General features: G+C 72.8%; 25 protein-coding genes and 1 pseudogene. 2 read left to right on the top strand and 24 right to left on the bottom strand.

From position 1 onward, the window contains the following. Nucleotides 1–10 precede the first annotated feature (10 nt). The gene (crgA, locus tag OG393_RS15715; RefSeq protein ID WP_327375279.1) at nt 11–265 is read left to right on the top strand and encodes a cell division protein CrgA; all 255 of its coding nucleotides are present in this window, start codon (nt 11–13) and stop codon (nt 263–265) included. A gap of 282 nt (nt 266–547) precedes the next feature. Here the strand turns inward: crgA and OG393_RS15710 are convergent, their stop codons facing one another. After that, complete coding sequence (locus OG393_RS15710; RefSeq protein WP_327375278.1) at nt 548–1,414, bottom strand: rhomboid family intramembrane serine protease; 867 nt, start codon at nt 1,412–1,414, stop codon at nt 548–550. A 154-nt stretch (nt 1,415–1,568) separates the two neighbouring features. Further along, nucleotides 1,569–2,096, bottom strand: a complete 528-nt coding sequence (locus tag OG393_RS15705; protein ID WP_327375277.1) for a peptidylprolyl isomerase — start codon at nt 2,094–2,096, stop codon at nt 1,569–1,571. A gap of 146 nt (nt 2,097–2,242) precedes the next feature. Here OG393_RS15705 and OG393_RS15700 point away from each other — a divergent pair, with 146 nt between their 5' ends. Further along, nucleotides 2,243–2,977: a DUF5324 family protein gene (locus OG393_RS15700; protein ID WP_327375276.1), complete on the top strand. Its 735-nt coding sequence runs from the start codon at nt 2,243–2,245 to the stop codon at nt 2,975–2,977. A gap of 373 nt (nt 2,978–3,350) precedes the next feature. On the opposite strand, the gene OG393_RS15695 is transcribed toward OG393_RS15700, so the two are convergent. The 22 genes and pseudogenes from OG393_RS15695 to OG393_RS15590 form a co-directional block, all read right to left on the bottom strand. After that, on the bottom strand, nt 3,351–3,716 hold the full coding sequence (locus OG393_RS15695) for a DUF6344 domain-containing protein (RefSeq protein WP_327375275.1): 366 nt from the start codon (nt 3,714–3,716) through the stop codon (nt 3,351–3,353). A gap of 562 nt (nt 3,717–4,278) precedes the next feature. Then, complete coding sequence (locus OG393_RS15690; RefSeq protein WP_327375274.1) at nt 4,279–5,634, bottom strand: sulfate adenylyltransferase subunit 1; 1,356 nt, start codon at nt 5,632–5,634, stop codon at nt 4,279–4,281. Between the two features lie 2 nt (nt 5,635–5,636). After that, nucleotides 5,637–6,593, bottom strand: a complete 957-nt coding sequence (cysD, locus tag OG393_RS15685; protein WP_327375273.1) for a sulfate adenylyltransferase subunit CysD — start codon at nt 6,591–6,593, stop codon at nt 5,637–5,639. Then, a complete protein-coding gene (cysC, locus tag OG393_RS15680; RefSeq protein ID WP_327375272.1) occupies nt 6,590–7,171 on the bottom strand; it encodes an adenylyl-sulfate kinase in 582 nt (193 codons plus the stop codon). Before cysC ends, cysD begins: the two co-directional genes overlap by 4 nt. Before the next feature lie 3 nt (nt 7,172–7,174). Continuing rightward, nucleotides 7,175–8,041, bottom strand: coding sequence for a glycosyltransferase family 2 protein (locus OG393_RS15675; RefSeq protein ID WP_327375271.1), 867 nt, complete (start codon nt 8,039–8,041; stop codon nt 7,175–7,177). Between the two features lie 29 nt (nt 8,042–8,070). Continuing rightward, entirely contained in the window at nt 8,071–9,360 is a 1,290-nt protein-coding gene (locus OG393_RS15670) for an ATP-grasp domain-containing protein (protein WP_327375270.1), read from the bottom strand. 2 nt (nt 9,361–9,362) lie between these two features. After that, a complete protein-coding gene (locus tag OG393_RS15665) occupies nt 9,363–10,187 on the bottom strand; it encodes a sulfotransferase (RefSeq protein WP_327375269.1) in 825 nt (274 codons plus the stop codon). Continuing rightward, on the bottom strand, nt 10,184–11,068 hold the full coding sequence (locus OG393_RS15660; protein WP_327375268.1) for a sugar phosphate isomerase/epimerase family protein: 885 nt from the start codon (nt 11,066–11,068) through the stop codon (nt 10,184–10,186). Before OG393_RS15660 ends, OG393_RS15665 begins: the two co-directional genes overlap by 4 nt. Continuing rightward, a complete protein-coding gene (locus OG393_RS15655; protein ID WP_327375267.1) occupies nt 11,065–11,835 on the bottom strand; it encodes a hypothetical protein in 771 nt (256 codons plus the stop codon). Before OG393_RS15655 ends, OG393_RS15660 begins: the two co-directional genes overlap by 4 nt. Beyond that, nucleotides 11,832–12,767 (bottom strand): Gfo/Idh/MocA family protein, encoded by a 936-nt coding sequence (locus OG393_RS15650; protein WP_327375266.1) that lies wholly within the window; start codon nt 12,765–12,767, stop codon nt 11,832–11,834. The genes OG393_RS15655 and OG393_RS15650 overlap by 4 nt, the downstream gene beginning before the upstream one ends. Further along, on the bottom strand, nt 12,764–14,347 hold the full coding sequence (locus OG393_RS15645; protein ID WP_327375265.1) for an Ldh family oxidoreductase: 1,584 nt from the start codon (nt 14,345–14,347) through the stop codon (nt 12,764–12,766). Before OG393_RS15645 ends, OG393_RS15650 begins: the two co-directional genes overlap by 4 nt. A gap of 33 nt (nt 14,348–14,380) precedes the next feature. Beyond that, the gene (locus OG393_RS15640; RefSeq protein ID WP_327375264.1) at nt 14,381–14,788 is read right to left on the bottom strand and encodes a glyoxalase; all 408 of its coding nucleotides are present in this window, start codon (nt 14,786–14,788) and stop codon (nt 14,381–14,383) included. Nucleotides 14,789–14,869: 81 nt separating this feature from the next. Beyond that, nucleotides 14,870–16,162 (bottom strand): ATP-grasp domain-containing protein, encoded by a 1,293-nt coding sequence (locus OG393_RS15635; RefSeq protein WP_327375262.1) that lies wholly within the window; start codon nt 16,160–16,162, stop codon nt 14,870–14,872. A gap of 31 nt (nt 16,163–16,193) precedes the next feature. Further along, entirely contained in the window at nt 16,194–17,549 is a 1,356-nt protein-coding gene (locus tag OG393_RS15630; RefSeq protein ID WP_327375261.1) for an MFS transporter, read from the bottom strand. Between the two features lie 70 nt (nt 17,550–17,619). Beyond that, nucleotides 17,620–18,441: a polysaccharide deacetylase family protein gene (locus OG393_RS15625; RefSeq protein ID WP_327375260.1), complete on the bottom strand. Its 822-nt coding sequence runs from the start codon at nt 18,439–18,441 to the stop codon at nt 17,620–17,622. Beyond that, the gene (locus OG393_RS15620; protein ID WP_327375259.1) at nt 18,438–21,608 is read right to left on the bottom strand and encodes an amino acid adenylation domain-containing protein; all 3,171 of its coding nucleotides are present in this window, start codon (nt 21,606–21,608) and stop codon (nt 18,438–18,440) included. The genes OG393_RS15625 and OG393_RS15620 overlap by 4 nt, the downstream gene beginning before the upstream one ends. Beyond that, nucleotides 21,605–22,942 (bottom strand): nucleotide sugar dehydrogenase, encoded by a 1,338-nt coding sequence (locus OG393_RS15615; RefSeq protein WP_327375258.1) that lies wholly within the window; start codon nt 22,940–22,942, stop codon nt 21,605–21,607. The genes OG393_RS15620 and OG393_RS15615 overlap by 4 nt, the downstream gene beginning before the upstream one ends. 57 nt (nt 22,943–22,999) lie before the next feature. Further along, the gene (locus OG393_RS15610; RefSeq protein WP_327375257.1) at nt 23,000–23,158 is read right to left on the bottom strand and encodes a hypothetical protein; all 159 of its coding nucleotides are present in this window, start codon (nt 23,156–23,158) and stop codon (nt 23,000–23,002) included. Nucleotides 23,159–23,517: 359 nt separating this feature from the next. After that, nucleotides 23,518–24,516: a helix-turn-helix transcriptional regulator gene (locus OG393_RS15605; protein WP_327375256.1), complete on the bottom strand. Its 999-nt coding sequence runs from the start codon at nt 24,514–24,516 to the stop codon at nt 23,518–23,520. A gap of 345 nt (nt 24,517–24,861) precedes the next feature. Further along, a complete protein-coding gene (locus OG393_RS15600; RefSeq protein ID WP_442817315.1) occupies nt 24,862–25,056 on the bottom strand; it encodes a hypothetical protein in 195 nt (64 codons plus the stop codon). Nucleotides 25,057–25,088: 32 nt separating this feature from the next. After that, nucleotides 25,089–25,391: pseudogene (locus OG393_RS15595) on the bottom strand (DNA-binding protein). Beyond that, the gene (locus tag OG393_RS15590; protein ID WP_327375255.1) at nt 25,369–25,563 is read right to left on the bottom strand and encodes a hypothetical protein; all 195 of its coding nucleotides are present in this window, start codon (nt 25,561–25,563) and stop codon (nt 25,369–25,371) included. Before OG393_RS15590 ends, OG393_RS15595 begins: the two are co-directional and overlap by 23 nt. Nucleotides 25,564–25,591: the final 28 nt, after the last annotated feature.

The raw sequence follows: 25,591 nt of genomic DNA, 5'->3' as shown, positions 1-25,591 counted from the left end.
AGAGTCCCTCGTGCCGAAGTCACGGATCCGCAAGAAGGCCGACTTCACGCCTCCGCCCGCCAAGCAGACCACGAACATCAAGCTGACCAACCGCAGCTGGGTGGCGCCGGTGATGCTGGCGCTGTTCCTGATCGGGCTGGTGTGGATCGTGGTCTTCTACGTCACCGACGGCTCGCTGCCGGTGAAGTCCATCAACAACTGGAACATCGTGGTGGGCTTCGGCTTCATCGCGGCCGGATTCGGCGTCTCGACGCAGTGGAAGTAGCTCCTTCCGGCCCCGCCCGTCAAGCCTTGCCCTGAGGTTATCCACAGCGTTGTGCACACCCCTGGATAACTTACGAAGATCTGTGGATAACTCACACGCGGTTGACGCCGGTGTGACTGCCGCGGCTTCGTCCACGGAACACACCACCCCTTGCCCCTGCTGGAGAATCCCAGCTCAGGGGCAAGGGGCGGTGTCGTTCCCCACGGGATGCACAAGATCCGCCACGCACTGTGGATAACTCTGGGGAAAGCTTGGCGCGCGGTGGGGCACCGGCCGCTTCACTCAGGTGAGCGTCGCCGACCGGACGAGGATCATCCCCAGGTCGACCAGCAGCACCAGTCCACAGGCCGCGTACTGCACCAGGTCCCGCCGGGCACGCGGTGCGTGCAGCAGGCCGTAGGCGACCACAGCGCCGCCGACGAGGCCGCCGATGTGGGCCTCCCAGGAGATCCCCGGGCGGGTGAAGGTGAGCAGCAGCGACAGGCCCACGAAGAGGACCACCGGACGCATGTCGTAGCGCCGGCGGCGGGCGAGCACCGCCCAGGCGCCGATCAGCCCGAAGACGACGCCCGAGGCGCCCAGCGAGGGCTGGTTCGGGGCGGACACCACATAGGCGAGCGCCGATCCGGAGAGTCCGGACAGCAGGCAGAGCGTGGCGTAGCGAAGGCGCCCGAGTTCGGGCTCGACGATCCCGCCGATGATCCACAGGCCCAGCATGTTGAAGGCGAAGTGCGGGATCTCCTGCTGGAGCACCGTCGAGGTCAGCAACCGGTACCACTCGCCGTCCGCGACGCCCACCACCTCGCCGAGCGCGGGGTCGTACGCGTAGCCGATCAGCGCCAGCTCGTCCACGATCCGGTCCCCGGCGACCTGGACGGCGATGAAGAGGGCGAGGTTGACCGCGATGAGGATCTTGGTGACGAGACGCCCGTCGGACGCGACCCGGCCGCCCGCGAGAGTACGGGGCTGGTTGGCGTCGGCCGCGTGGCCCGTACCTGAGCCGTTCCGGACGCAGTCGGGGCACTGGAAGCCGACGGCCGCGGACACCATGCACTGGGGGCAGATCGGCTTCTCGCACCGCGTGCAGCGGATGCCGGTCGCGACGTCCGGGTGACGGTAGCAATGCGGCAGGCCGGACTCCGGCTCCATGGAGGTCCTCCCGGGACGATGGACGGCTGGGGCGGCACCCATGACACCGCCCCGCCCTCCATACGGACGAGCGGGGCGAAAAGGTTCCCGCCCGTCCGCGCGGAGGGCGGGGAAGGCGCGCGCCGGTGCGGGAAGCCGGAAAACGCGGGAAAGGTCAGCGGGTCTCGATCACGACGGTCTCGATCACCACGTCCTGGACCGGGCGCTCGGTGCGCGGGGTGGTCTCCGCGGTGGCGATCGCGTCGACGACCTTCCGGCTCTGCGCGCCGGCCACCTCACCGAAGATCGTGTGCTTGCGGTTGAGCCAGGTCGTCGCACCGACCGTGATGAAGAACTGCGAGCCGTTGGTGCCCGGACCCGCGTTGGCCATGGCCAGCAGGTAGGGCCGGTCGAAGAACAACTCGGGGTGGAACTCGTCGGCGAACTCGTAGCCGGGGCCGCCCGTGCCGTTCCCCAACGGGTCGCCGCCCTGGATCATGAAGTCCTTGATGACCCGGTGGAAGACCGTGCCGTCGTAGAGCGGCTCCGTGGACACCCGGCCGGTGGCGGGGTGAGTCCACTCGCGCTCGCCCCTGGCCAGCTCGACGAAGTTCCTGACCGTCTTCGGAGCGTGGAACGGCAGCAGCCGGATCTCGATGTCGCCCTGGCTGGTCTTGAGGGTGGCGTAAAGCTGCTCGGCCACGGTGTGCCTTCCGTCGGTCTCCTCTGGCCGTCCGATCCTCGCATGCCCCGGATGCCAGCCCCGCATGCCGGACCACGGAAGGGCAGGCATGATTTCGAAAAGGGTGGAAAGGCGAAAAACCAACCGCCACCGAGGAGGAGGTTCTCGTGACCCGGATGGACAGCGTGCGCGCCGCGACTGATTCGGCCAGGGAAAGCGTGCAGCACGCGGCGGATGTGGTGGCGCCCTATGCCGTCACGGCCAGGGACCACGCCGTGCAGTACGCGGGCACGGCCAAGGACCACGCCACGCTCTACGCGCACGAGGCACGCGTCCGGCTCGGGCCGAAGGTCTCGAAGGCCGCCCGGCAGGCCCGTGCGCAGGCTTTCGCGCAGTACGACTGCCATGTCGCACCGCATGTACCGCCGCAGGTCGAGGAGGCAGCGCTCCGCGCCGCGCTCGAGACCCGCAAGGCCGCCCGGCAGGCGGCCGACTTCACCGTTCCGCGTGTCGAACACGCGGTCGCCGCGACCGGTCCCGTGCTGGATGAGGCCGGTGCGCGCTCCGTCGCCGCCTGGGCGGCGCTGCGCGGTCAGGTGACGCCGAAGGAGATTCGGAAGATCGTGAGGAAGCACGAGCGTCGGGCCACGGCCGGACGCGTCGCCAAGCGGTTCGCGGTCGTCGGCCTGCTGGCCGGTTGCGCGTTCGCCGCCTGGAAGTGGTGGGACAGGCAGGCCAACCCGGACTGGCTGGTCGAACCCCCCGCTCCCACCGAGGTCGACGAGAAGGCTCCCCTGTCGTCCGTCGACGGCAGTGGGTCTCCCGAAGACGAGGTGGCGGCCAAGCAGGCCGAGGCCGATACCTCCGACGAGGACTCTCCCGAGCGCGACGAGCGTCGCTGACCCGGGTTCTCACCACGCGACGTCCCGTGCCGGGTGGGCGGCGGGTGTGGCGCGCACCGGAGGCGGTGCGGGTGAGGGACGCGGATGTGGTGGGTGTGCGCGTCCGGCGTGCGGTGCATGCGCTGCGTGGCGGACACGGACGCTTCGTGCGGTGTCGGCCGGCTGGGCGGCGCGCACCGGACGGACCGTCCCGCTCCCGGCTGTCCGGCCGAGGGTGGGGTGTGCGGGGAGCTGACGGACTTCTCGTGTCCTGAGAAGTGCCCCGGCGTTCGGGACGTTTCCGCGGGACCACGGGAGACCTCGCCCGAGCGGGCCGGCGGGGCGGCGGACCTGACCGCGGGCACGAGGACCCGGCGGAAGCCGCGCGACACCTCTACGCCGCCGCGGTGAGCGCCGGCTCGGCGAGCTCGGCGAGCTCGGTGTCGAGCGACGAGTCGGCGCGCGGGTGGCGTACGGACGGAGAGGAACCGTGCGCCTCGGCGCCGATCCGCTGCTTGATCGTGGGCGGCAGCGACCGGTCGCGGACCGGGTTCCACGGGTGCGACCGCTGTACCGGTGCGGCGGTCGGGACGCGCGTCCCCTCGGCGCGGACCGCGGCGCCGGCGGCGGCCTCCTCGGGCTGCTGGACCGAGGGTGTCTGGGCGGCGGTGGCGGTGCCCGTCAGGCCGACGGAGGCGAGCAGGGCGAAGAGTACGGAGATGAAGGCGGACCAGAACTGCTTGACCTTGGCGGTGGCCATGGCCCCTCGCTTTCTCTTGTATGACGCTCTCGGATGGTTCATTTCGGGTTGCGCGCTTTACATACCTTTCTCATGATGTGTACGCGGTCCCGGAATGCTCGGAGCGACGCCGCCGCCGCGCAGTTCTTCCGATGAACACCACCCGTCCGGCCCAGACCGGCTCAGCCGCTGCCCGCGAATCGCCGTCCGACGCCCTCACAGGGCAACCCGACGGGGCGCCGCGGGGCACGGGCCCGGTGTACGCGAGCGCTCCGGACGAGTGCCGTATCTCGGCGGCGGCCCGGAGGACGGCTCCCAGAGCGAGGACCGCGAGCGTCACCCACGGCCCCACGGAAACCAGGTGCCGTTCATCTCGTGCGCGAAACGCAGGATCAGCGGTCGGCCGTCCGCCCGCTGGCACCGGGAACGGCAGGAGCGAAAAACACAGGTCAGAACCTACCCGCTGGTGCCCGGACACCGACCGCCACGGTCCGGCGGACGTCGACACACGGTCGTCTCCGGACGATCCCGGCGCATCCTGTCCCGGCAGGCGCGCGGTCACCCGTGTGGGTCGGCGCCGTGGTCAGAAGTCCCAACCCTCGTCACCGGCGTCGTCACCGGCGCCGGCTCGCGTCCCGGTACGGGCGAAGGATTCGCCGGCCATGCCGGCGGCGAGGGTGGTGCCGTCGGCGGGGTCGATGAGGAGGAAGGAGCCGGTGCGGCGGGAGTCGGCGTAGGCGTCGAGGGCGAGGGGTTCGGCGGTGCGGACCACGACCCGGCCGATCGCGTTGGCGACGAGCCGTCCCGGCTGGGGGTGCTGGGAGAGGTCGTCGAGGGTGAGGCGAGAGGGGATCTCCTTGACGAGGGCCTTGACCGTGCGGGTGGTGTGCTTGAGCAGGACGCGCTGGCCGAGGGTGAGCGGTGTGTCGGCGACGTGGCAGACGGTGGCCTCGACGTCCTGGCTGGTGGGCGGGGCGTCGTCGGCGGGGGCGATGAGGTCGCCGCGGGAGATGTCGATGTCGTCGGCGAGCCGGATGGTGACCGACTGGGGTGCCCAGGCGATGTCGACCGGGTCGCCGAGGGCGTCGATGGCCTCGATGGTGCTGGTCCGGCCCGAGGGGAGCACGGTGATCCGTTCGCCGACGCGGAAGGCTCCGGCGGCGATCTGCCCGGCGTAGCCGCGGTAGTCGGGGTGCTCGGCGGTCCGCGGACGGATCACGTACTGCACCGGGAAGCGGGCCTCGGCCCGGGAGCGGCGCGGGAAAACACCCGACGGCACATGCTCCAGGTGTTCGAGGACGGTGGGGCCGCCGTACCAGTCCATGTGCGCGGAGGGTTCCACGACGTTGTCGCCGGCGAGCGCGGAGAGGGGGATGGCGGTGATCTCGGGGACGCCGAGCGCGGTGGCGTACCGGGTGAACTCCTCGGCGATGGCGGCGAACACGGGCTCGGCGTAGTCGACGAGGTCCATCTTGTTGACGGCGAGGACGACGTGCGGGACGCGTAGGAGTGCGGCGACGGCGGCGTGGCGGCGGGTTTGTTCGACGACGCCGTTGCGGGCGTCGACGAGGACGAGGGCGAGGTCGGCGGTGGAGGCGCCGGTGACCATGTTGCGGGTGTACTGCACGTGGCCGGGGGTGTCGGCGAGGATGAAGCGGCGTCGGCTGGTGGCGAAGTAGCGGTAGGCCACGTCGATGGTGATGCCCTGCTCGCGTTCGGCGCGCAGGCCGTCGGTGAGCAGTGCGAGGTCGGGGGTTTCCTGGCCGCGGGAGCGGGAGGCGTGTTCGACGGCTTCGAGCTGGTCGGTGAGGACCGATTTGGAGTCGTGGAGCAGGCGGCCGACGAGGGTGGACTTGCCGTCGTCGACGGAGCCGGCGGTCGCGAAGCGCAGCAGGGTGGTGGCGGAGAGGTCGGCGAACTGTTCGGTGGTGCTGGTCATGGCTAGAAGTACCCTTCGCGTTTGCGGTCTTCCATCGCGGCCTCGGACATCTTGTCGTCGGCGCGGGTGGCGCCGCGTTCGGTGAGGCGGGAGGCGGCGATCTCGGCGATCACGGCGTCCAGGGTGGTGGCGTCGGAGTCGACGGCGCCGGTGCAGGACATGTCGCCGACGGTGCGGTAGCGCACCAGCCGCTTCTCCACCCGCTCGCCGTCCCTCGGACCGCCCCACGCTCCGGGGGCCAGCCACATCCCGTCACGGGCGAAGACCTCCCGCTCGTGCGCGAAGTAGATCCGGGGCAGGGCGATGTCCTCGCGCTGGATGTACTGCCACACGTCCAGCTCGGTCCAGTTCGACAACGGGAACACCCGCACGTGCTCACCCGGCGCGTGCCGCCCGTTGTACAGCTGCCACAGCTCGGGCCGCTGACGACGCGGGTCCCACTGCGAGAACTCGTCGCGCAGGGAGAACACCCGCTCCTTGGCCCGCGCCTTCTCCTCGTCACGCCGGCCGCCACCGAACACCGCGTCGAACCGGTGCTGACGGATCGCCTCCGTCAACGGCACCGTCTGCAACGGGTTACGCGTCCCGTCCGGGCGCTCCCGCAACCGGCCGTCGTCGATGTAGTCCTGCACGGAGGCGACATACAACCGCAGCCCGTGCGCGGCGACCGTCCGGTCCCGGTACTCCAGCACCTCGGGAAAGTTGTGCCCGGTGTCCACATGCAGCAACGTGAACGGCACCGGCGCCGGCGCGAACGCCTTCAACGCCAGATGCAGCATCACGATCGAGTCCTTACCACCGGAGAACAGGATCACCGGCCGCTCGAACTCACCCGCCACCTCACGGAAGATGTGCACCGCCTCCGACTCCAGCGAGTCGAGATGCGACAGGGCGAAGGCATCACCCCCCGACGCGCCTCGACGAGGGACGCCGGAGGACTCCGCCACGGTCACGGTCATGCCAGGCTCCTCTCGGTGAGCAGCGCGTGCAGCGCCGCCGCTGACTCCTGCACGGTCTGGTTGTGGGACTCGATCCGCAGATCGGGATCGCGCGGCTCCTCGTAGGGGTCGTCGACCCCGGTGAGACCACTGATCTCACCCGCCGCCTGCCGGGCGTACAGCCCCTTCACATCACGCACCGAACACACCTCCACCGGCGCCGCGACATGCACTTCCAGGTACGCGGTGCCGCCGCGGTCGTGGCGCTCCCGGACCGCACGCCGGCTGTCCTCGTACGGAGCGATCACAGGCACCAGGACGACGACCCCGTTGCGGGCCAGGGCCTCCGCCACGAAGCCGATCCGCTGGACGTTGGTGTCCCGGTCCGCGCGGCCGAAGCCGAGCCCCGCGGAGAGGAACGTGCGGATCTCGTCGCCGTCCAGCACCTCGACCCGATGGCCCGCACCCCGCAACCGTCCCGCGAGTTCGTGGGCGATGGTCGTCTTGCCCGCGCTCGGCAGACCGGTCAGCCAGACCGTCGCACCCGGCCCCGTGGGGCCGGGCCCCCCGACGGCCTCGGGGCCTCGTGCGCTCGCCACCGCTCAGCCCACCGGAAGCGCGGTGGCCAGTGAGTTCGCCGCCTGCAGGCCGAGGTTGAGACCCGCGGCGGCGGGATCGTCGGACCAGGGCTGGATCCGGGCGCTGGCGGTGAACCGGCGCAAGGCGGCGGCGGGGGTGCTGCGGGGCGCCAGCCGGCCGGCCCGCCATGCCTCGCGGAAGGCGATGCCCGCGCCTTTGCTGTTGCGGTGCGCCACCCGGAGGGCCGGGGCGAAATGGACCCGGCCGCCCCCTGCCGACAGCCGTTCGACGAGCCCGTTGTCGCTCGCGGTGACGACGTCCGGGAAGCCGTCGGCCGCCAGGAACGACTCCGTCCACACGGCGGAGTTGCCGCCGGCGAAGAAGGTGACCGGGCTGTCCGCGGCGTGCTGGGCGTAGCGCAGCTCGTAGCGGTACTGACGCGCGCGGGCCACCACTCCGCTGTCGAAGGGCAGGACGCGGCCGGTGATCGCCGCCCGGTCCTCGGTCAGAGCGGTGTCGAGGACGTGGAACCAGTCCGGCAGCGGCCGGGCGTCGTCGTCCAGGAAGGCCAGGACGTCACCGGTCGCCTCCCGGGCGGCCAGGTTGCGACTGGCGGCGGCGCCCCGCTGTCGCGGATTGCGGATCAGCCGTACCTCGAAGGGGTACGGCGCCGCGTCGACCCGCAGGGGCACCTCGGAGGCGTCGTCGACGAGAACGACCTCGTGGACCACGCCCGTGTCGCAGACAGCGGTCGCCTGGAGCAGCTCCCGGATGTCGGCGGGCCGGTTGCGGGTGGCGACGACGACCGACACCCGCTTGCGCCTCCGGGCCGGCGCCCGGTCCTCGGTGTCAGCTCCGACGTGCGGCGGTATGTGCTCTGCCGTACTCATGGCCGTACTACTCCTTGCTGTCGGGTGGCTCACGGCGTCGTCGTGGCGAAGGGGTTCAGCACCTCGTCCACCTCGCCGAGCAGGTCGCCGAGGGTGGCCGGGGAGGTGTCGGCGACCGGGGTCGTGGTGATCGCGATGCGGGCGGCGGCCTCCCGGGCCAGCCGCTCGGCGGTCCGGGTGTCCGCCGCGTACGCCATCACGTATCCGCACCGGTCCTCCGACCAGCGCAGCTCGTGCACGGTGTCGCCGGCCGACACCCGCACGTCGACCTGGACCACGCCCTCGGCCGATTCGGCGTCCGCGACGCCGGTCACGGCCGTGACCTGGCCGGGTTCGGCGACCAGGAAACGGATCGCCGCCGCGCCACGGGCCGGACAGTCGGCGGGCAGCGGGTCGGCCTCCCGGGCGAGCCGGTAGGTGGCCTCCTCCAGGTCGACGCCGTGGACCAGCCGCACCAGGTCGTTGATGCGGTCGCCACCCCGGCGGCTGTGCGACTCGATGACCCGGGGCCCGTCGGCGGTGAGGACGACCTCGGTGTGGGCGGGTCCGTCGGTGAGACCGACGGCGTCGAGGAGTGCGGTCACCTGCTCGCCGACGGAGCGCCGCTCGTCGTCGCCGAGCGAGGCGGGGACGGTGTGGCCGAGTTCCACCACACCGCCTCCGGTGTCCTTGCCGGTGATCGCGACGATCCGGTGCCGGCCCCGCGCGGAGAAGCTCTCCACGCTCAGCTCCCGGCCGACGAGGAGCTGCTCGACCATGAACGCGTCGAGGCCGAACTCCTCCCGCCAGGCCCAGGCGGCCGCGACCTCGTCGACCGAGTGGATCTTGCGTACGCCGAGGCTGCCGGAGCCCATGGTCGGCTTGAGCACGGCCGCGCCGTGCGTGGCCACGAAGTCGCGCAGCTCCTCGTGGCCCGGGTCGGTGAGGGTGGCGACGGGGCCGATGCCCCGTTCGTTGAGCAGGGCCCGCAGGGCGGGCTTGTCGTGCAGGAGCCGGGTCGTGCGGGCGCCGTTGCCCGGCAGACCCAGCGTGTCGGTGAGATGCCCGGCCACCGCCTGGGCGGCTTCGGTCTGGGTGAACACCCTGGAGAAGGGCTGCTGCTCATGGAGCGCGCGGACCAGGGCGGTGACGGTCGGCACGTCCTGGTAGTCCACCAGCAGCAGCTGGGCGCAGTGCGCCACGACGTCGGGGTCGAACGCCGACGGCTTCTGGACGTGCACCACCTCGAAACCGAGTTCGGCGGCCTTGCGGACGATGCCGGCCTTGCCGCCGAGGACGAGGACGCGGGCTGCGGAGGGCTGGGAGGACAGGGGGATCACCTTCAGGGGGTCGTCGTGGCGGGAGCGGGGGAATCGGCGGCGGGTGTGGGGGTCGCGGCGTCACGCAGCGCCCGCCAGACCTCCGCCGTCGCCGGCGGAAGGTCGTCGTCCGTGACGGCGGGGGTGCGGGGGCACAGGCCCCGCAGCGCGTGCGTGAGGTCGAGTCCGGTGAACTCCGAGAGGCGCGCGGTCTCCTCTCCCCGGCACAGGGCCTGGTACTCGATCACCAGCAGCCGGTCCCCCGGAGTCCGCGCCGCGAGGTCGAGACCGTGGGTGTTCCACGCGGTCCACTTGGCGAGTGCCGCCTCGCGGGTCACCGGCAGCCAGGGGCGGTCACCGGTCCACCGCAGCATGGAACGGGCGGCCTCCTCGGGGTGGCGTATCAGCAGGACGTAGCGCGCCCGGGGCAGAACGGCGTCGAGCCAGGGCAGGTGCAGCAGGTACTCGTTGTACTTGTCGCCCCAGAACGGCAGGTCTCCGCCGCTCTCGGCGAGGATGCGCCGGGCGAGCGCGACGGGGTCGTCGCCCGCCGTGCCTTCCGCCACCTCGCGGGCGGCGGCGCGCAGACCGTGTTCGACACGGGTGCGCCAGTGGTCCGCGCCGGCGCCGTCCGGCGGCCGTCGGTCCAGGGCGTGAAGGATCTCGTCGGTCCGCAGGTGGCGGTCGGCCAGGTCCGCGCGGGTGAGCCAGCGGTGCAGCAGATAGGGCAGTTTGCCGTTGACGGTGAAGTGGCCGCCGGCGTGGTGGAACGCCAGGTTCAGGGCGTAGGCGAGGGCGGTCGTGCCGCAGCGCTGACCGCCGAGCAGGATGATCGGTGAGGGGGTCATGCGGTGGCCTTCGCTCCGTCCGAGGAAGCGGTCCGTGCCGTCTCCGCCATCTCGCGCAGCAGGCGCATGCACTGTGAACTGGCCTCGAAGCCGCCCGCCGTGAACTCCTCGCCCCAGGGTTCGTCGCGCTGCCGCTGGGTGAGCGGCTCCCGGCCGATCCGCCAGTGCGTCTCGAGCGAGAGCCAGCCCCGGTAGCCGTCCTCGGCGAGCCTGGTGAGGATCGCGGGCCAGGGAAGGTCCCCGTCGCCCAGGCGGACATAGCCGTCGCGGCCGTTCGGGTCCTTCACGTGGACGTGCCGGATACGGTCCCGGCCGAGGGCGTAGTCCTGCGGAAACGGAGCCGGGTCCCAGCCGCTGAAGACGCTGTTGCCCGGGTCCCACAGCACTCCGAGCCGGTCGTCGCCGAGTGCGTCGAGGAACTCCAGGGTGTGGCGCATCGTGGGGCTGTTCGTGCGCATGCCCGTCTCCACGACCAGCGGGACGCGGTCGGCCGGCACGCCGTCGAGCACCTCGCGCGCCGCGTTCGCGGCCCGGCGGGGGTCCGGGTCGCCCTCCCGGTAGAAGGTGAAGATCCGGACGAAGGGCGCGCCCAGCAGTTCGGCCCGCCGCACGGCGTCGACGACCAGAGCGCGGACGGACGCGACCTCGCCGTCGGTGCGGGGCAGCGCGCACTTGAGGGCGGGGGGGTCGAAGCCGGCGACCTCCAGACCGTGGCCGGTCACGGCGTCCCGGACGGCGGCGAGCTGCGCGTCGTCCATCAGGTGCGGCGGCACACAGCCCGAGGAGCGGATCTCCAGACCGCCGAAGCCGAGCCGGGCGGCCTCGGTCGCGGCCGTGTCGATGTCCTGGGACAGCTCGTCGTTGATGACGGCGAGTCTCACTGGGGGGCCTCCGTGGCACGAGCAGGGGAAGGGGCGGGGGCGCGGCGGGACGTTCCGGTGGGCGGGCGTTCCGCGGGGTACCACGCGCGGAGCAGCGCGAGGTCCTCGGCGAGGGCCGGTGCCTTCGACTCGACGGTGACCGCGCGCAGTGCGCCGGCCGCCGCGAGCACCTCGCGGGTCGCCGCGGCGCAGGAGGTGGCGAGCGGCTGGTGCCGGGAGGTTCCGGGCGCCTCCCAGTCGAAGCCCTTCACCTGGGCGTACGACGTCCAGGGCGCCAGGCGGGCGGCGGCGGCGACCGGATCGGGGTGGATGCGGGCCAGGCCCATCGTGTCGAGCAGGACGCCGGTGCCGGCCCGCTCGCACAGCTCGACGAGTTCGGGGACGTCCGCGTAGCCGTGATGGGTTTCCACCAGGACCCGGCCGCGGTCGCCCACCAGGGCGGCCAGGGCGTCGACGTGACGCAGCGTCGCCGCGCGCCGGCCGGGCGCCGTGCATCCCGCCGCCGCGAACACCTTGACCGGCAGCCCCTGCTCCAGAGGCCCCGTTCCCGGCCTGCCGGGTGCCTCGCCCAGGACGTCGCCGATCCCCACGAAGCACACCTCGCAGCCGGCGTCACGCAGGCCCGCGAGGCCCTCCGCCTCCCAGGCGTGCCCCTTGCCCGCCCGTACGTCGACGACGGTCCCGCCCGACGAGAGGGTGTGCCGGGCGAGTTCCGCGCCGCCGAGGTGCGGGGCCGAGCCGGAGGAGAGACCGATCAGCGTCGTCATGCCATCACCACCCGCTGCCGGGCGACCTCGGAGAGGATCTCGGTCACGCCGCGGGCGCCCTCCAGATGGCAGCGGCGGGGCGGGCGTCCGGAGGCGACGGCTTCGGCCATCTCCTGGTAGACCGCGCGCCGCAACTGGGGGGTGGCGAGTGTCGGCCAGGTCTGCTCGGTGTCCCCCATCTGGGTGCTCACCGTGCCGTCGGCGACGCACAGGCCCCGGGCCGGACCCAGCACCTGGAGCCGTTCGGTACGCACCGCCGACTCGGCGGTCACGGTGAACGCCAGGGTGGCTCCGGTGTGGAACTCGACCAGCCCGGTGACCCGGGTGTCGATGCCGGGTGCCAGTTCCCTGCTGCCGGCCAGCCGTACGGTCTCGGGCCGGCCGAGCAGCTGGCACGCGAGATCCAGATAGTGGACGCCCAGGTGGGCGGCGATGCCGCCGAAGGCGGCGGCCGGGTCACTGCGCCAGTCGGCCCGCCGGTAGTGCGCGGGCGGCCGGAAGCGCGACACCTCGAGGATCGCGGTGGTGGCCGGGGACGCCCAGTCCGTGACCAGGGCCGCGTCCGGCAGCCGCATGCGGTGCTGCAGCATGACACCGACCGGCTTCCCGGCCTGTGTCGCGGCCTGTGTCACCCGCTCGATCTCCGCTTCCGACACCGCCGGCGGCTTCTCGATGAGGACCGCCTTGCCCGCCTCCAGCGCCTCCACCGCCAGGCGGGCCCGTCCGCCGGGAGGCACGCACAGCGCCACCAGTCCGACCGCCGGGTCGGACAGCAGCTCCCGCCAGGAGCCCGCGCGCCGCAGCGCGCCGACGTCCGCCGTCGGGTCGTGTTCGAGCACCGAGACGGCCTCGGCCTCCGCCAGCCCGTCCAGGGCGGCGGCGTGCTGGCGACCGGCGACGCCGAAGCCGACGATTCCCACCCCGAGGCTCATCGTGCCTCCCCGGCGGCGGCGAGCGTGCGGTTCCCGGTCCACCCGAGCCGTTCGGCGACGGCCGCGGGCACCGGTACGCCGTGGTTCCGGGCGGCCGACTCCGCCAGCTCCTCCCGCTGCTCCGGAAGATGGACCGGAGGAGCACCCTGGGGGTATCCGGCGGCGACCGCGCCGGACAGCACGGAGAGCAGCTCGTCCACCGGCGGATCGCCGAAGGCCGTGGGGGACAGTGCGAGGAAGAGCTGCGAGCAGTCCATCGGACGCTCCGGCTCGGCGCGTTGCTTGTGCACCAGCGGGCTGACCGTGCCGCCCGCCAGGATTCCGGCCAGGACCTCGGTGATCACGGCGACGCCCAGACCCTTGTGGCCGCCGAAGACCGGTACGGCGCCGCCCCGGTCCAGCTCCTCGGGGTCGGTGGTGGGCCTTCCCTGACGGTCCACCAGCCATTCGGCGGGCACCCGCTCGCCCCGGTGCGCGGCGTGCCGGATCTTGCCGCTGGCGACGGTGCCGGTGGCGAAGTCGACGATCAGCGGGCGTTGTCCGGTGCGCGGGACGACCATGCACACGGCGTCGTTGCCCAGCGTGGGACGTCCGGCGCCGGGCGCGGCGACGGACGGGCCGGAGATGTTGAGGACGAGGCCGACGACCCCGTGACGCACGAAGTGCTCACGGTAGGCGGCGAGCATCCCGATGTGGTTGTTGCCGCGGACGGCGACGGCGGCGAGACCCGTCTCGGCTCCCCGGCGGGCGCAGCGCTCGGCCGCGAGTTCGGCGGCGACCTGGCCGAAGCCGCCATGGGCGTCGAGCACGGCGACCGTGCCGCCTTCGGTGAGCCACTCGGGATCGGCGGCCGGATCGATGCCTCCGCGCTCGATGCGGTCGAGATACATCGGGAGCAGGCCGACGCCGTGCGAGAAGTGTCCCCGCACGTCGGCGTCGACCAGGACGCGGGCCACCAGCGCCGCCCGCTCGGCGGGCACCCCGGCGCCGGTGAGGGAGCCGGTGGCGGCCTCGGTCAGCGCCTCGATGGTGAATCCCGCTGCCGGCTCCGGGGTCCGCCCGGTGGAGCCGGGCCGCGGGGGCCTGTTCAGGTGCACGAACCGGTCGGCCGCAGCCGCGGCCTCGGGGTCGGTGGTGACGAGGAGTACCGCGCTGCCGCTCCGGGCGGCGGTCCGCGCCGCTTCGGCGGCCTCGTCCGCGAACGCCCCGCCGGCCGCTGCCAGGGCCGCGGGCGAGGTCGCGTCGACGACCGTGACCGGCGGGGCGGAGGGCCTCGCCACGGGTGCCGGGCGACCGATGCGCAGGACGGTCACCCCGGAGGGGCGGGCCGGGGCGACGCGGCGCGCCCGCCCGCCGTCCCCCACGGTGATGACGCCGTACTGGGCGCGCCGCAGCCCGCCGAGCACGTCGGTCAGGGCGGCCCCCGACACCGGGTCGTCCGTGAGGACGGCGACGATCTCGCCGGCGGCCACAGCGGTCGTCAGTCCCGGTACCAGGATGCGCTCGGCCCCCTCGGGCCCTTCGGCCACGATCAGGTCCGCCACGCGGAGCACGGGCCGGCGGCCCGCTGTTTCGGTCATTGCTGACTCCTCGTCAGTGCCGGCGGGATACGGTCAGGAGGCGGTCTTGGGCTCCAGGAACTCCAGCCGGTTGCCGAGCTTGTCGAAGGCGTAGAAACGGTCGTGGCCGGGGAAGTTGTCGTCCCAGGTGACCTCGTGGCCGCAGGCTTCCAGCCGCTTGGCGAGGTCGCCGAGGGAGCGGACGAGGATGCCCGGGTGGGCCTTGCGCGCCGGGCTGAAGTCCTGCTCCACGCCGAGGTGGACCTCCAGGCCGCCGCCCCGGAACCAGCAGCCGCCACGGGCGGCGAGGACCGGCGGCTTCGCCAGCTCGGTCATGCCGAGCGCCTCGCCCCAGAACTGCCGGCACAGGTCCTCTGCGCCGGGCGGGATGGCGAGCTGAACGTGGTGCAGGCCGCCGAAGGCGTACTCGGTGGTGTTCTCGGTGGTGTTCTCGGTGCTCATGGTGCGTCTTCCTTCTTCTCTGGGTCGGGTTTCTCCGGGTCGGGTTTCTCCGGGTCACCGCGCCGGGCGGCAGACTCCGTGTCAGTCCAGTGTGGCCAGCGCCTCGTGACGGGCGGCCATGCCGTCGCTGCGGACGGTGAAGCTCAGCTTCCGCACACCGTCCCGGGCCCGGCGCAGCGCCTCGTCCTGGTCTGCGCCGACGGCGCAGACGTGGGCGCCCCGGGCGAACGACCCGGTGACGCCCTTGAGTCGCTTGCCCGGCTCGCGCAGTACCTCGACGTCGACCACTCCGTCCAGTGCCCGTGCCTCGTCCACGCCGGCGACCTCGACGATCTCGCCGACGGCGTCCGGGCACGCGTACCAGATCGCCGCCGCGCGCGGCTCCTCCGGTGCCCGCCCGAGCGCGGCCCGTACCTCGTCGAGGACCTTCAGTCCGACGGCCTGCCGGGCGACCACGTCGATCAGGTCGACTCCGCTGACCCGCGCCCACAGTTCCGGGATCTCGTCGCCCGCGGGACGCAGATGGGTCTCGACGATGTGCACCGCGGCCTCGGAGACGATGACCTCGGTGTGGGTGACCCCGCGCCGTACGCCCAGCGCGCCGAGCATGCCCCGCACGGTGGCGGCTATGCGCTCCTCGTCGGCGGACGGGAGGGAGGCCGGGACGACATGGCCCACCTCGACGAAGTGGTCGTGCTCGGAGATCTTGCGGGTGATGCCGACGACCAGGTGGTCGCCGTCCTCGCTGACGGACTCCACGCTGTACTCGTCGCCGCTGAGGAAGGGCTCCACCAGCAGCTCCGCCGAATCCAGGTCGTCGGCCCCGGTGGCGCCCCAGCCGAGCGCGCGGTCGATGTCGCCGGGTCCGTCGATCCGCGTCACGCCCTTGCTGGCGACCCCGCGGACCGGCTTGCAGATGAGGGGGTATCCCGTCCTCTCGGCGACCTTGAGGACACCCTCCCGGTCGTGGACGGTCTCGGCGAGCGTCCCGCTCACGCCCGCCTCGGCGAGGACCCGGCGCATCTCGCACTTGTCCGCGACGGCCCGCACCGTCCCGGGGCTGTGCCAGTCGAGACCCAGCGCGATGCCGATCGCGGCCGTCTTCTCGGTGTCCTTCTCCGTGAAGTTGGTGAGGCGGTCGACCGGGTCGACGGCGTGTACGAAGCGGGCGGCGGCCACCCACTCGTCGACGGGCGCGTCCTCCCGCAGCACGATCAGCCGCTGGATCTTCTCCCGGCTGCGCAGCCGGGGCACGACCTCGGGGCGGCAGATCACGGTGGTCCGGAGCCCGGGCCAGGCGTCACGCGCGCGGTCGGGCAGGTCGCGCCCACCGCTGACGATCAGCAGGTGCAGGGGAGCCGGTGTGTCGGACATGGAAACCTCCGTCGGTACGGGATGGGGTGGGTCAGGAGCCCGCTGCGGCGGGTACGGAAGCGGCCTCGGCTCCGGCGTCCGCCGCCGGGTCCGCCGCACCGGTCCCCGGCGTCGTGTCCGTGGGCTTCGGGCGGGTGCCCACCCAGCTCAGCGCCGCGGCCAGGGGAAACGCTCCGGCGAGGAACAGCCAGCCGGCCGGGCCGGCCCGGGAGAGCAGCCAGAGCACCACGGCGGGGCCGGCGATCTCCGCGGCCGAGAAGCCGATGTTGAAGAAGGACAGGTAGCGGCCCTGGGCGGCCTCGGGGGAGAGCGCGAAGGAGATCTCCCACGACGAGGCCGAGTGCAGCAGTTCGGCGACGGTCAGCAACAGCAATGCGGCCATCAGGGCCACGGCGGCCCATCCCGGTGCGCCGAGCACGCCGCTGAGCGCGAAGGCGAGGCACGACGCCGTCAGCAGGACCGAGGAGCGGTTGGTGGCCCGCCGCGCGGTGGCCATGTCGTCGATGTGCCGGGTCACCCTGACCTGGGCGACCACTGTGATCACCGTGTTGGTCGTGACCAGGACGGTGATCATCCAGATCGGCGAGCGGGTGTGCTCGGCCACCCACAACGGGAGCACGGTGATGAGGATCGCGTCGTGCAGGAAGAGCACGCCGTTGGCGGCCGTCGCCGCGACGAATCGCCAGTCGCGGATGGGCGGGATCACTCCCTGTCCGGGCTTCCCCCCGTTCTCCGCGTCCTTGCCGTTCTTCGCGTTCTTCGCATCGGCCGGGCCCGCGGCGGGACCGACGCGGGGAAGCAGGGTGAGGAAGAAGAACACGAAGACGAAGCTGATCGCGTTGCCGATGAACAGCCAGCGGAACAGTGTGGGCGAGTCCGTCGTCAGCGCGACGCCCGCGAGGGAGAAGCCGACCGTGAAACCGAGGTTGCGCAGGGAGCGGATGAACCCCATGGTGCGATTGCGTTCGGCGCCGGTGATCAGCCGTCCGACGAGCGCCTGGTTGAGTGGCTGGCCCGCCCGGTCCATGACGAACAGGAGACAGGCCGTCACGACGAACTCGGTGAAGCCGTGCACCCGCAGGTAGGCGAGGTAGCCGACGGCCCGCCAGATGCAGACCACCAGCAGCATGTCGCGCGGTCCGAACCGGTCGGCGAGCCGGCCGATGGGCACGGTGGTGAGAAGGCCGACGACACCGGCGAGGGCCAGACCGACACCGAGCTGGGTCTCCGTGAGCCCGCCGAACCGAGTGAAGTACAGGGCGGAGCCCGCCAGGAACATGCCGGTACCGACCGACCCGACCAACGCGTTCGCGGCGATGATCCGGGACTCCCGGGTGGCGGGCATCGCCCGGACGAACCGGGCGCGCCAGGTGCTTTCTTCGGTCATGGTTCTCCTCGTGGAATCGTCGGGACGGACCCGCGGTGCCGGGCCGGGGGCCCCTCGGGCCCGGACGGGGTCAGCCGCGCCGGGTCCTGGACGGAGTCCGGGGCGCCGGGTCGGTGACGGGGTCGCCGGACGGCCACCGGCCCCGCCAGTGGCGGACCAGGCCGTCCCAGCTCCCGGAGGCACCGGAGGGCAGATACGTCCGCCGGATCGCCTGCGGGGCCGCCTCCCACGGCCGGGCCGGGGAACGCACCGTCCCGAAGGCCAGGACGTCCTCGGGCAGGCCGGGCTCGTCCGGGACACCCCCGTAGGGGTAGGCGAAGAGCCGGGCGGGGCCGGGCCCGAACCAGTCCGCGATGTCGGCGAGCGACCCGCGGGACTCCTCTTGCGCTTCCCGGGCGGGCAGCCGGTCGAGGTGCGGGTGGGTGCGGGTGTGCGCCCCGATCAGATGGCCGTCGCCGGCCAGCGACTCGCACTCCCCCCGCGTCAGGTAGTCCGCGCGCGGCTGCTCGCCGCGCTGCCCCAGCAGCCCGGTGCAGACGAAGAACAGCGCGCGGACGCCGAGCCGTTCGAGAATCGGACGGGCGTGGACGACGTTGTCCCGGTAGCCGTCGTCGAAGGTCACCAGGACCGTCGGCCGCTCCGGACGGCGGGGGCCTCCCTCGGCGAGGAGGTCCGAGGGCTCATACGGATCGAAGTCCGCGAGAACCCGTTCCATGCCGAGGGCGAACTCCCTGGGTGTGAGGGCGGTGTAGTGCCGCACCTCGGGGTGGACGTGGTGGAAGTACAGCACCAGGGGGTGGCCCGGGGCGCTTCCCGTCGCCGGCTGGTGCTCGACGGGGATGCCCGGCACGAGGGGGGCGCCCGGCGGGAGGGGGGTCGTCGCCGCGGTCATCGGGCGCCTTCCGCCGTCACCGTCGGGGCGTCCGCCCCGTCCCCGCCTTCGGCCGTGTCCCCGGGACCGGAGCCGAGACCGGCCTCCGCCTCCGTGTCGGCGAGAACCTCGGCCATCACCTGTTCGACCGCGGCGGCCAGCTCCTCGATCGACTCCGGACTCCAGTGGCCCGTCGAGTACTTCAGGCTGAGTTCGAACGCGCCGTCGACGATGTCGCCCTCCGCCATCAGCAGATAGCGTTCGCGCTGCGCCGGGGAGCGGTGGGCGCCGAAGGTCTCGGACGCCGGGCGCAGCACGGCTCCGGGAGCACGCTGTTCCAGGCGCAGGAGGTGCCCGCGGAAGTTCAGTCGCACCTGTGGACGCGGACACACCTCCAGTACCCTCCGCTCGGCGGGACGGGGCGAGCCGAACCGCAGGGCGTCGAAGCCGTACCGCCGCTCGGGCAGCGACCGGAGCGAGGCGAGCGCGGCTCGCAGCGCGGCCATGCCCCGACCGTCCCAGCGCAGGACCGCGGGAAAGGTGCTCTGGACGTAGCCGACCGTCCGCGACAGCTCCAGGTCGCCCGGGGAGACGTCCCGGCTGTGGGCGTACACGTCGACCCCGTGCACCGCCTCACCCGTCCACCGGGCCAGGCCGCCCGCCAGGCAGCCGAGGGCGAAGTCGTGCGGGGCGATGCCCGCCCGGGGCAGCTCGCGGGTGACCCGACGGGTGGCGCCCGCGCCGAGCCGGAACCGGTGGACCCTCAGGCTCGGCAGCCGGTCGGGGCCGTCGAGCGCGGGGCGCAGAACGGTGAACCCCGTCGTCCCGGCGGCCCAGGAGGCGGCGTCCCGGCGCGCCTCGGCCCCGTCCAACCAGACCCGCAGCGCCGCGCCGACCGCCCGCGGGCCGACGACGGCCGTCGACTCCGGTGCCCGGCCGTCGAGCAGCGCCTCCAGGTCGTCCACCAGCAGCCCCATGGACACGCCGTCCAGGACGAAGTGGTGCACGGTCATCAGCAGACGGGCGGTTCCGTCGCCGGTCTCCGCGTACAGCAGGTGGAACACCCTGCCGTCGGCCAGCGACATCGACGTCTGCGCCGCGGCCAGCACCTCCTCCAGACGCGCGGTGCGCGCGGACGCGGGCACCGCGGACAGGTCGTGGCATGTGACGGCACGCACCGGGTCCGGAGCGGTCAGCACGGCGCTGCCGTCGTCCGCCAGCGCCGTGCGCAGCGCGGAGTGCCGTGCCAGCAGAGCGCCGGCGATCCGGGTGAGGCGTTCCGCTCCGAGTCCCGTGTCCACCGTGAAGAGCGCGTTGAGGCAGAAGTGGTCCGGGTCGGGCAGCTCCCCGTCGTGGAGCCAGCGCCGCTGTGCGGGCAGCAGGTCCAGCGGACCGGCAGGTTCCTCCTCGACGGCGGCGGGCGGCACGGAGCTCCGCTCCTCGGCGCGGGCCAGGGCGGTGCGCGGCGTGCGCCCGGTGAGCAGGTCCGCGGGCCGCAGAGGCACCCCGCGTGTCCGCAGGTGGGCACAGGCGCGCATCGCCATCAGCGAGTCTCCGCCGTGCGCGAGGAAGTCGTCGTCGGCGCCGAAGCCGGGGACCTGGAGGAGTCCGCGCAGCAGGGTCAGGACGCTGTCGAGGGGCGACAGCCCTTCCTCCTCCCCGGTTCCCTCCGCGCGCTCCCTCAGCAGGGCGTCGGCCCGTCGGGCGGCGGCCCGGCGGTCGATCTTTCCGGAGGTGGTGAGGGGCAGGCGGTCGAGCACCGCGATCCGGCCCGGAACCAGGTATCCGGGGACGCGTGCGCGCAGCCGTTCGCGTACGCCCTCCGGGCTCGGGCCGTCGGCGGCGAGGGTGACGGCCGCGGCGAGGACCTGTCCGCCCGCCCCGTCGTCCAGGGCGAAGCAGGCCGCGGAGGTGACACCGGGGGTGTCCAGGAGGTGGCGGTCGGCCTCGTCGAGTTCGACGCGGTGCCCGCGGATCTTGACCTGGTTGTCGGCCCTCCCCAGGAACTCCAGGTTCCCGTCCGCGTGCCACCGGACGAGGTCGCCGGTGCGGTACATGCGCGCGCCGGGCTCGGCGGCGAACGGGTCGGGCGGAAAACGCTCGCTGGTGCGCACCGGGTCGTGGAGGTAGCCGGTGGCCAGCAGGGGGCCGCCGATCCACAGTTCCCCGGGTTCTCCGGGCGCGGTGGGGTGGCGGTGTTCGTCGAGCACGTACAGCCGGCGGTCTCCGACCGGGCCGCCGATGGGCAGCCCGCCCGTCGGCGGCACCGGCCCGAACGGCGTGATCACGAGGGCGGTGGCGGTGACGACCGTCTCCGTCGGTCCGTAACCGTTCACCAGGGTGGTGTGGCCGAACGGGGTGCGCTGGTGGGCACGGGCGTCGGCGGCCGTGGCGTTCTCGCCGCCGATGACGACCGTCCGCACCCCGGCGAAGGACGGCCGGTCCGCCCCGTCCAGCTCCCCACAGAGCATGCGCCAGTATGCGGTGGGCAGTTGAAGCACCGTCACGCCGAGTTCCCGGACCGTGGCGGCGAGCCCCTCGCTGTCGGGAACACCGCCGGCGTGGAAGGCGAGGGTCCCGCCGACGGCCAGGGTCGGCCAGATCTCCTCCTGCGCGACATCGAAGCCGAGGCTCGCGAACTGGAGGACCGTGTCGGCGGCGGTGAGCCCGAACAGGCCGACGGCGGCGTCGACATGGCGGCCGAGGGCCTCATGTCCGACCAGTACGCCCTTGGGCGCGCCGGTGGAACCGGAGGTGTGGATGACGTACGCGGGACGGTCCTGCGCGCGACCGGCCCGCTCGGCGGCCGCCCGCTCGGGGCGGCCGAGGGTGGTGACACCCTCGGCTCCGATCGACACGACCGCCCGCGCGTCGCGGAGCAGGAAGGTGCGGCGGTCCTCGGGCGTGTGGACGTCGATCGGCAGGAAGGCGGCACCGGCCAGCCAGGTGCCGAGCATGGCGATGACCGCGCCGGGACCGGAGGGCAGTCGTACGGCGACGACGTCCCCGGCGCTGACTCCCCGGGCGAGCAGGGTGTCGGCGGTCCGCGCCGCGCGCTCCCACAGCGCGGCGTAGCCGATGGTCTCGTGACGCGTCCGCAGGGCGGTCGCCGACGGCCGGGCGAGGACCCGTTCGTGGATCGCCTCGGTCGTCGCGGTGTGCGGGTGAAGCGGTGTCCTCGTGCTCACGGCCGTGCCGCCTCGCTTCCGATCGTGGCGGGGCCACTGGTGTCGAGCAGCAGCCGGGCCCCGGCGAGTAGTTCGTCCCGGTACGCGCGGTGGCGCTGGACGACGATGACGAGATCGCTCTGGGCGACCGCCGCCGCGGCGTCCCGGCTGGGCGGCAGCGCCCGGCCACGAGCCGAGAAGGCGTCCACGTAGGGGTCGTGGAAACTCACCTCCGCACCCATGCCGAGCAGTTCGACGGCCAGCGGTTCGGCGGGCGAGTGGCGCACGTCGGCGACGTCCGGCTTGTAGGTGACGCCGAGGAGCAGCACCTTCGCCCCGCGCACCCCGGCCTCGTGCCGGGAGAGCAGGTCCCTCGCCCGGGAGGCGACCCAGACGGGCATCGAGTCGTTGACGCGCTGGGCCTGCTCGGCCATGCGGAAAGGCAGGCCCTCCTGGGTGGCACGGTGCACCAGGTACAGCGGGTCGACCGGGATGCAGTGGCCGCCGACGCCGGCGCCGGGGCGGAAGGCGGTGAATCCGAAGGGTTTGGTGGCCGCCGCGTCGATGGTGTCCCAGACGTCCACGCCCAGCCGGTGGCAGATCTGCGCGAACTCGTTGACCAGCGCGAGGTTCACCTGCCGGTAGGTGTTCTCCAGGATCTTCGCGGCCTCGGCCTCACGGGTCGAGCGGGTGACGTGCACCTGCTCGGTGAGCTCGCGGTAGAACGCCGCCGCCCGTACCCGGCAGGCGTCCGTGAGGCCGCCCACGACCTTGGGCGTGTTGTGGAAGCCGAAGTGCTCGTTGCCGGGGTCGACGCGTTCGGGGGAGAAGGCGAGGAAGAAGTCCTCGCCCGCCACCAGGCCGGACTCCTCCAGGGTTTCGCGGATGATCCCGTCCGTGGTGCCGGGATAGGTGGTCGACTCGACGATCACCAGCCGGCCCGGCACGAGATGGTCGCGGACGGTGCGGGTCGCGGACAGCAGCGGCCCCAGGTCGGGAACGCCATGTGTGTCCACCGGGGTGGGCACACACAGCGCGATGACCGAGCACTCGCGGAGGAACGCCGGGTCGGTGCTCGCGTCCAGCCGGTCGGCGACGGCGTCGAGCTGGGCGGCGGTCACGGTGTCCACCGGCGGGCGGCCGACGTTCACCTGTGCCACCAGGAACTCGTTGAGGTCCAGCCCGCGGGTGCGGTGTCCGGCGGCCGCGGCGGCCACAGCCAGCGGCAGACCCGCGTAGCCGATGCCGACGACGGCTACCTCGACGGTACGGGTGAGGCCCGGGACGTGGGTCGGCCTCTGGTGGGGGACGGCGGCCGGGTCGGGTGTCGGCGGCGCGGTGGCGATGAGATCCATCTCGGCTCCTCGAGGACGGACGGGCGGACGCTGGCTCGGCTGCGGTGCGCGCTCGCCCTACCACCAGCCGTTGTCGTCGGTGGTCCCGGCCAAGGTGACGGTCTGAGCGGTGTCCCCGGGCTGTGTGGAAGCCGGTCCGGTGGCCAGTACCGCACCGGTCAGGGCGAGTGCGAGGAGGGCGGCGGCACACAAGCGGGCGCGGAAGGCTGCAGACATGGTTGTCCCCCGGAGACATGAGTCGGAAGTGGCGAGAGTGGAGCGCCTCGGAGCCGGGCGGCCGGCCTCGGGCGAGCTCGCATGACCATGCTGGGCGAGGGGAAACCCTCGATCAAGGAATCGGCACGGCGGTGACCCGTCATGGCGGCACCCGGCCACGAACCGCCGCCGTCTCGCTATGCGAGACGGCATCGGAGCTGCTCCGTCCGCCTCTCTCCGCTTCCCACGGCGGCCGGCCGGGGACATGGGGAGAGGCGGGTCACCCGGGGCCGATGCCCGGGTGACCCGCCTCCTCCCGCTCGTTCCGCGTGGCTGCCCGTCCGGTGCGCGCTCTCCCGGCGCGCTCTCCCGGCAGGCTCTCAGTCCAGCAGGCCCGACTCGGCGATGCGCAGGGCGGCCTGGAACCGCGTCGTGGCCCCGAGCCGGTCCATGATCCCGGAGACGAGCCGGCTCAGGGTCCGTGACGATATCCCCAGTTGACGCGCTATCGCCTCGTCCTTGACCCCGTCCGCCAACAGCTTGACCACCACCAGTTCCTGGCTGTCCAGCGCCGTCTCGACAGCCTGCCGGTGTTCGGGCGCCCGCTGCAGGGGCGCGGCGTTGTGCCAGCAGTAGTCGTAGAAGGCGTGCAACGACTTGACCAGCGCCTCCCCGTGGATCGCGAAGGCGCCACGACCGCTGTCCTGCGGATCGATCGGGAGCACCGCCAGGTCGTCGTCGAAGAGGATCATCCGCAGCGGCAGGTAGTCCGCCACCCGCGCCTCCCTGCCCGGCCGTACGGCGTCCGCCAGATACGCCGCGACGTACGGGATCTCCGCCGTCCTGCGCTGGTACAGCGCCTCCACCTTGATGCCCCGGCTCTCCATCTCGGTGTCACGGAGCACCATGTCGTCGATGACCGCTTCGGGCGGCGGGCCGCCCGGATGCATCGACCGCATGCGCCCTTGCGCCATGCTGCCCGCGTCGTCCAGGAAGGCGTTCGCGAGCGCCGGCGTCTCCAGCGTCTCGATCTCCACCGCCTCACGTCGCTCGTCACGCAGGTCCGCGAAGTCCCGCACCAGCGAGGAGATGGCGGTGCGGATCCTCGCCACCTGCTGGAAATGCGCGGACGCGAGCCGTTCCTCCACCGAGAAGAGCCGGGTGAGCGCGGCATCGGGGTCCACCGTCGTGAATCCGCAGGGTGATTCGGGTGCCGGCGCGAGCAGCCCGGTCGCGCTCAGCCGGTCGCATGCCTCCTCCGCCTCGGCGGTGGAACAGCGGGCCTCGGCGGCCACCGCTTCGAGGGACCAACCGGGATGACGGTAGATGAGCCCGTACAGCGTCCGGTCCGTCTGCCCCGAGTGCTCGGGCACAGGCATGGATGTACCCCCTTCTGCGCCGCCCCTGCCGTGAGCCGTTCCCCTGGGCTCGCGTCGGCGGGACGCTGCGCGGAGCGTCAGACTAACCCCGCGGGTGGCCCGATGACGCCGTCATTTGCCGACACTTTAGCGATCACCCATACCCGCACGAACCCTCCGCACCACGCACGTTCCCCCAGCTCGAAGAGGTGGCGGCGAGGGGCTCTCGGGGGTGGGCGCGGGAAGTCCACGCCCTCCCGCACCCACGGGGCCGTGGCGGAATCCGGATACCCGCGCGCCCCCTCGGGGAGCCGGGGTCGGCGGGGCCCCCACGGACACGGTGGACCGGACCACCGGACCACCGCGTCAGGCCCGGTGCTCCTCGCTCCCGTGCTTCCCGCAGGCGCAGTCGCCCGGCGCCTCGCCCGCCGGGTCCAGGGCCGCTCCGGTACCCGTGGCCGGCGGACTGTCCAGGAGACCGGTCTGGGCCAGGAAGTAGGCAAGCTGTGCCCGGCTGTTGCTGCCGAGCAGGCCGGACGTCTTCTTCAGATGCGTCGCCACCGTCCGGGTGCCGAACGACGCACAAGGCCGCCTCACACGGCCACGAGCCGGACCCGATCGCCGCAGAGCTTAGCCATGTCGTCGATGTCCGACGTCAGCATGACCACTGGACGCTGCTGCCGCAGGGGCGGCCTCGGCCACAGCCGCGTCAATGGCGTACTCATGACCGTGCGGCCCTGCCCCCATCAGCAGCGTCGAGGCCGCCCGGCCTCCTCATCGCCCACCGGGATCACTCGCAGGCCGGACAGCAGGCAGCTCAGCCTGGCCTTGTTCGTACGGGCGTGGACGGCCTCGATGACAGATCTCAACATGTCAGACGCCCGTGCCGTGCCCATCCGGCTCCGGAGCACGGACGGTCAGGAAGAGGTGGTCCGCGTCGTACGGCTCAGCGAAGATCTCCGGGTACTCGGCTGAGAAGATCCCCGAGTCGGCCACCGCGGCCGAGCGCTGCTCGAAGGTAGTGACCAGTACCCGCAGATTCCGCCACGGCGTCCGTGCGCTGCTCACCGGTGAGCCCGAGCGCGGCCCACCCGAA

The sequence above is a fragment of the Streptomyces sp. NBC_01216 genome, assembly GCF_035994945.1.
Taxonomy (GTDB): domain Bacteria; phylum Actinomycetota; class Actinomycetes; order Streptomycetales; family Streptomycetaceae; genus Streptomyces.
Note: the sequence above shows the minus strand (reverse complement) of the source record. Positions and strands in the feature narration are given on the sequence as shown.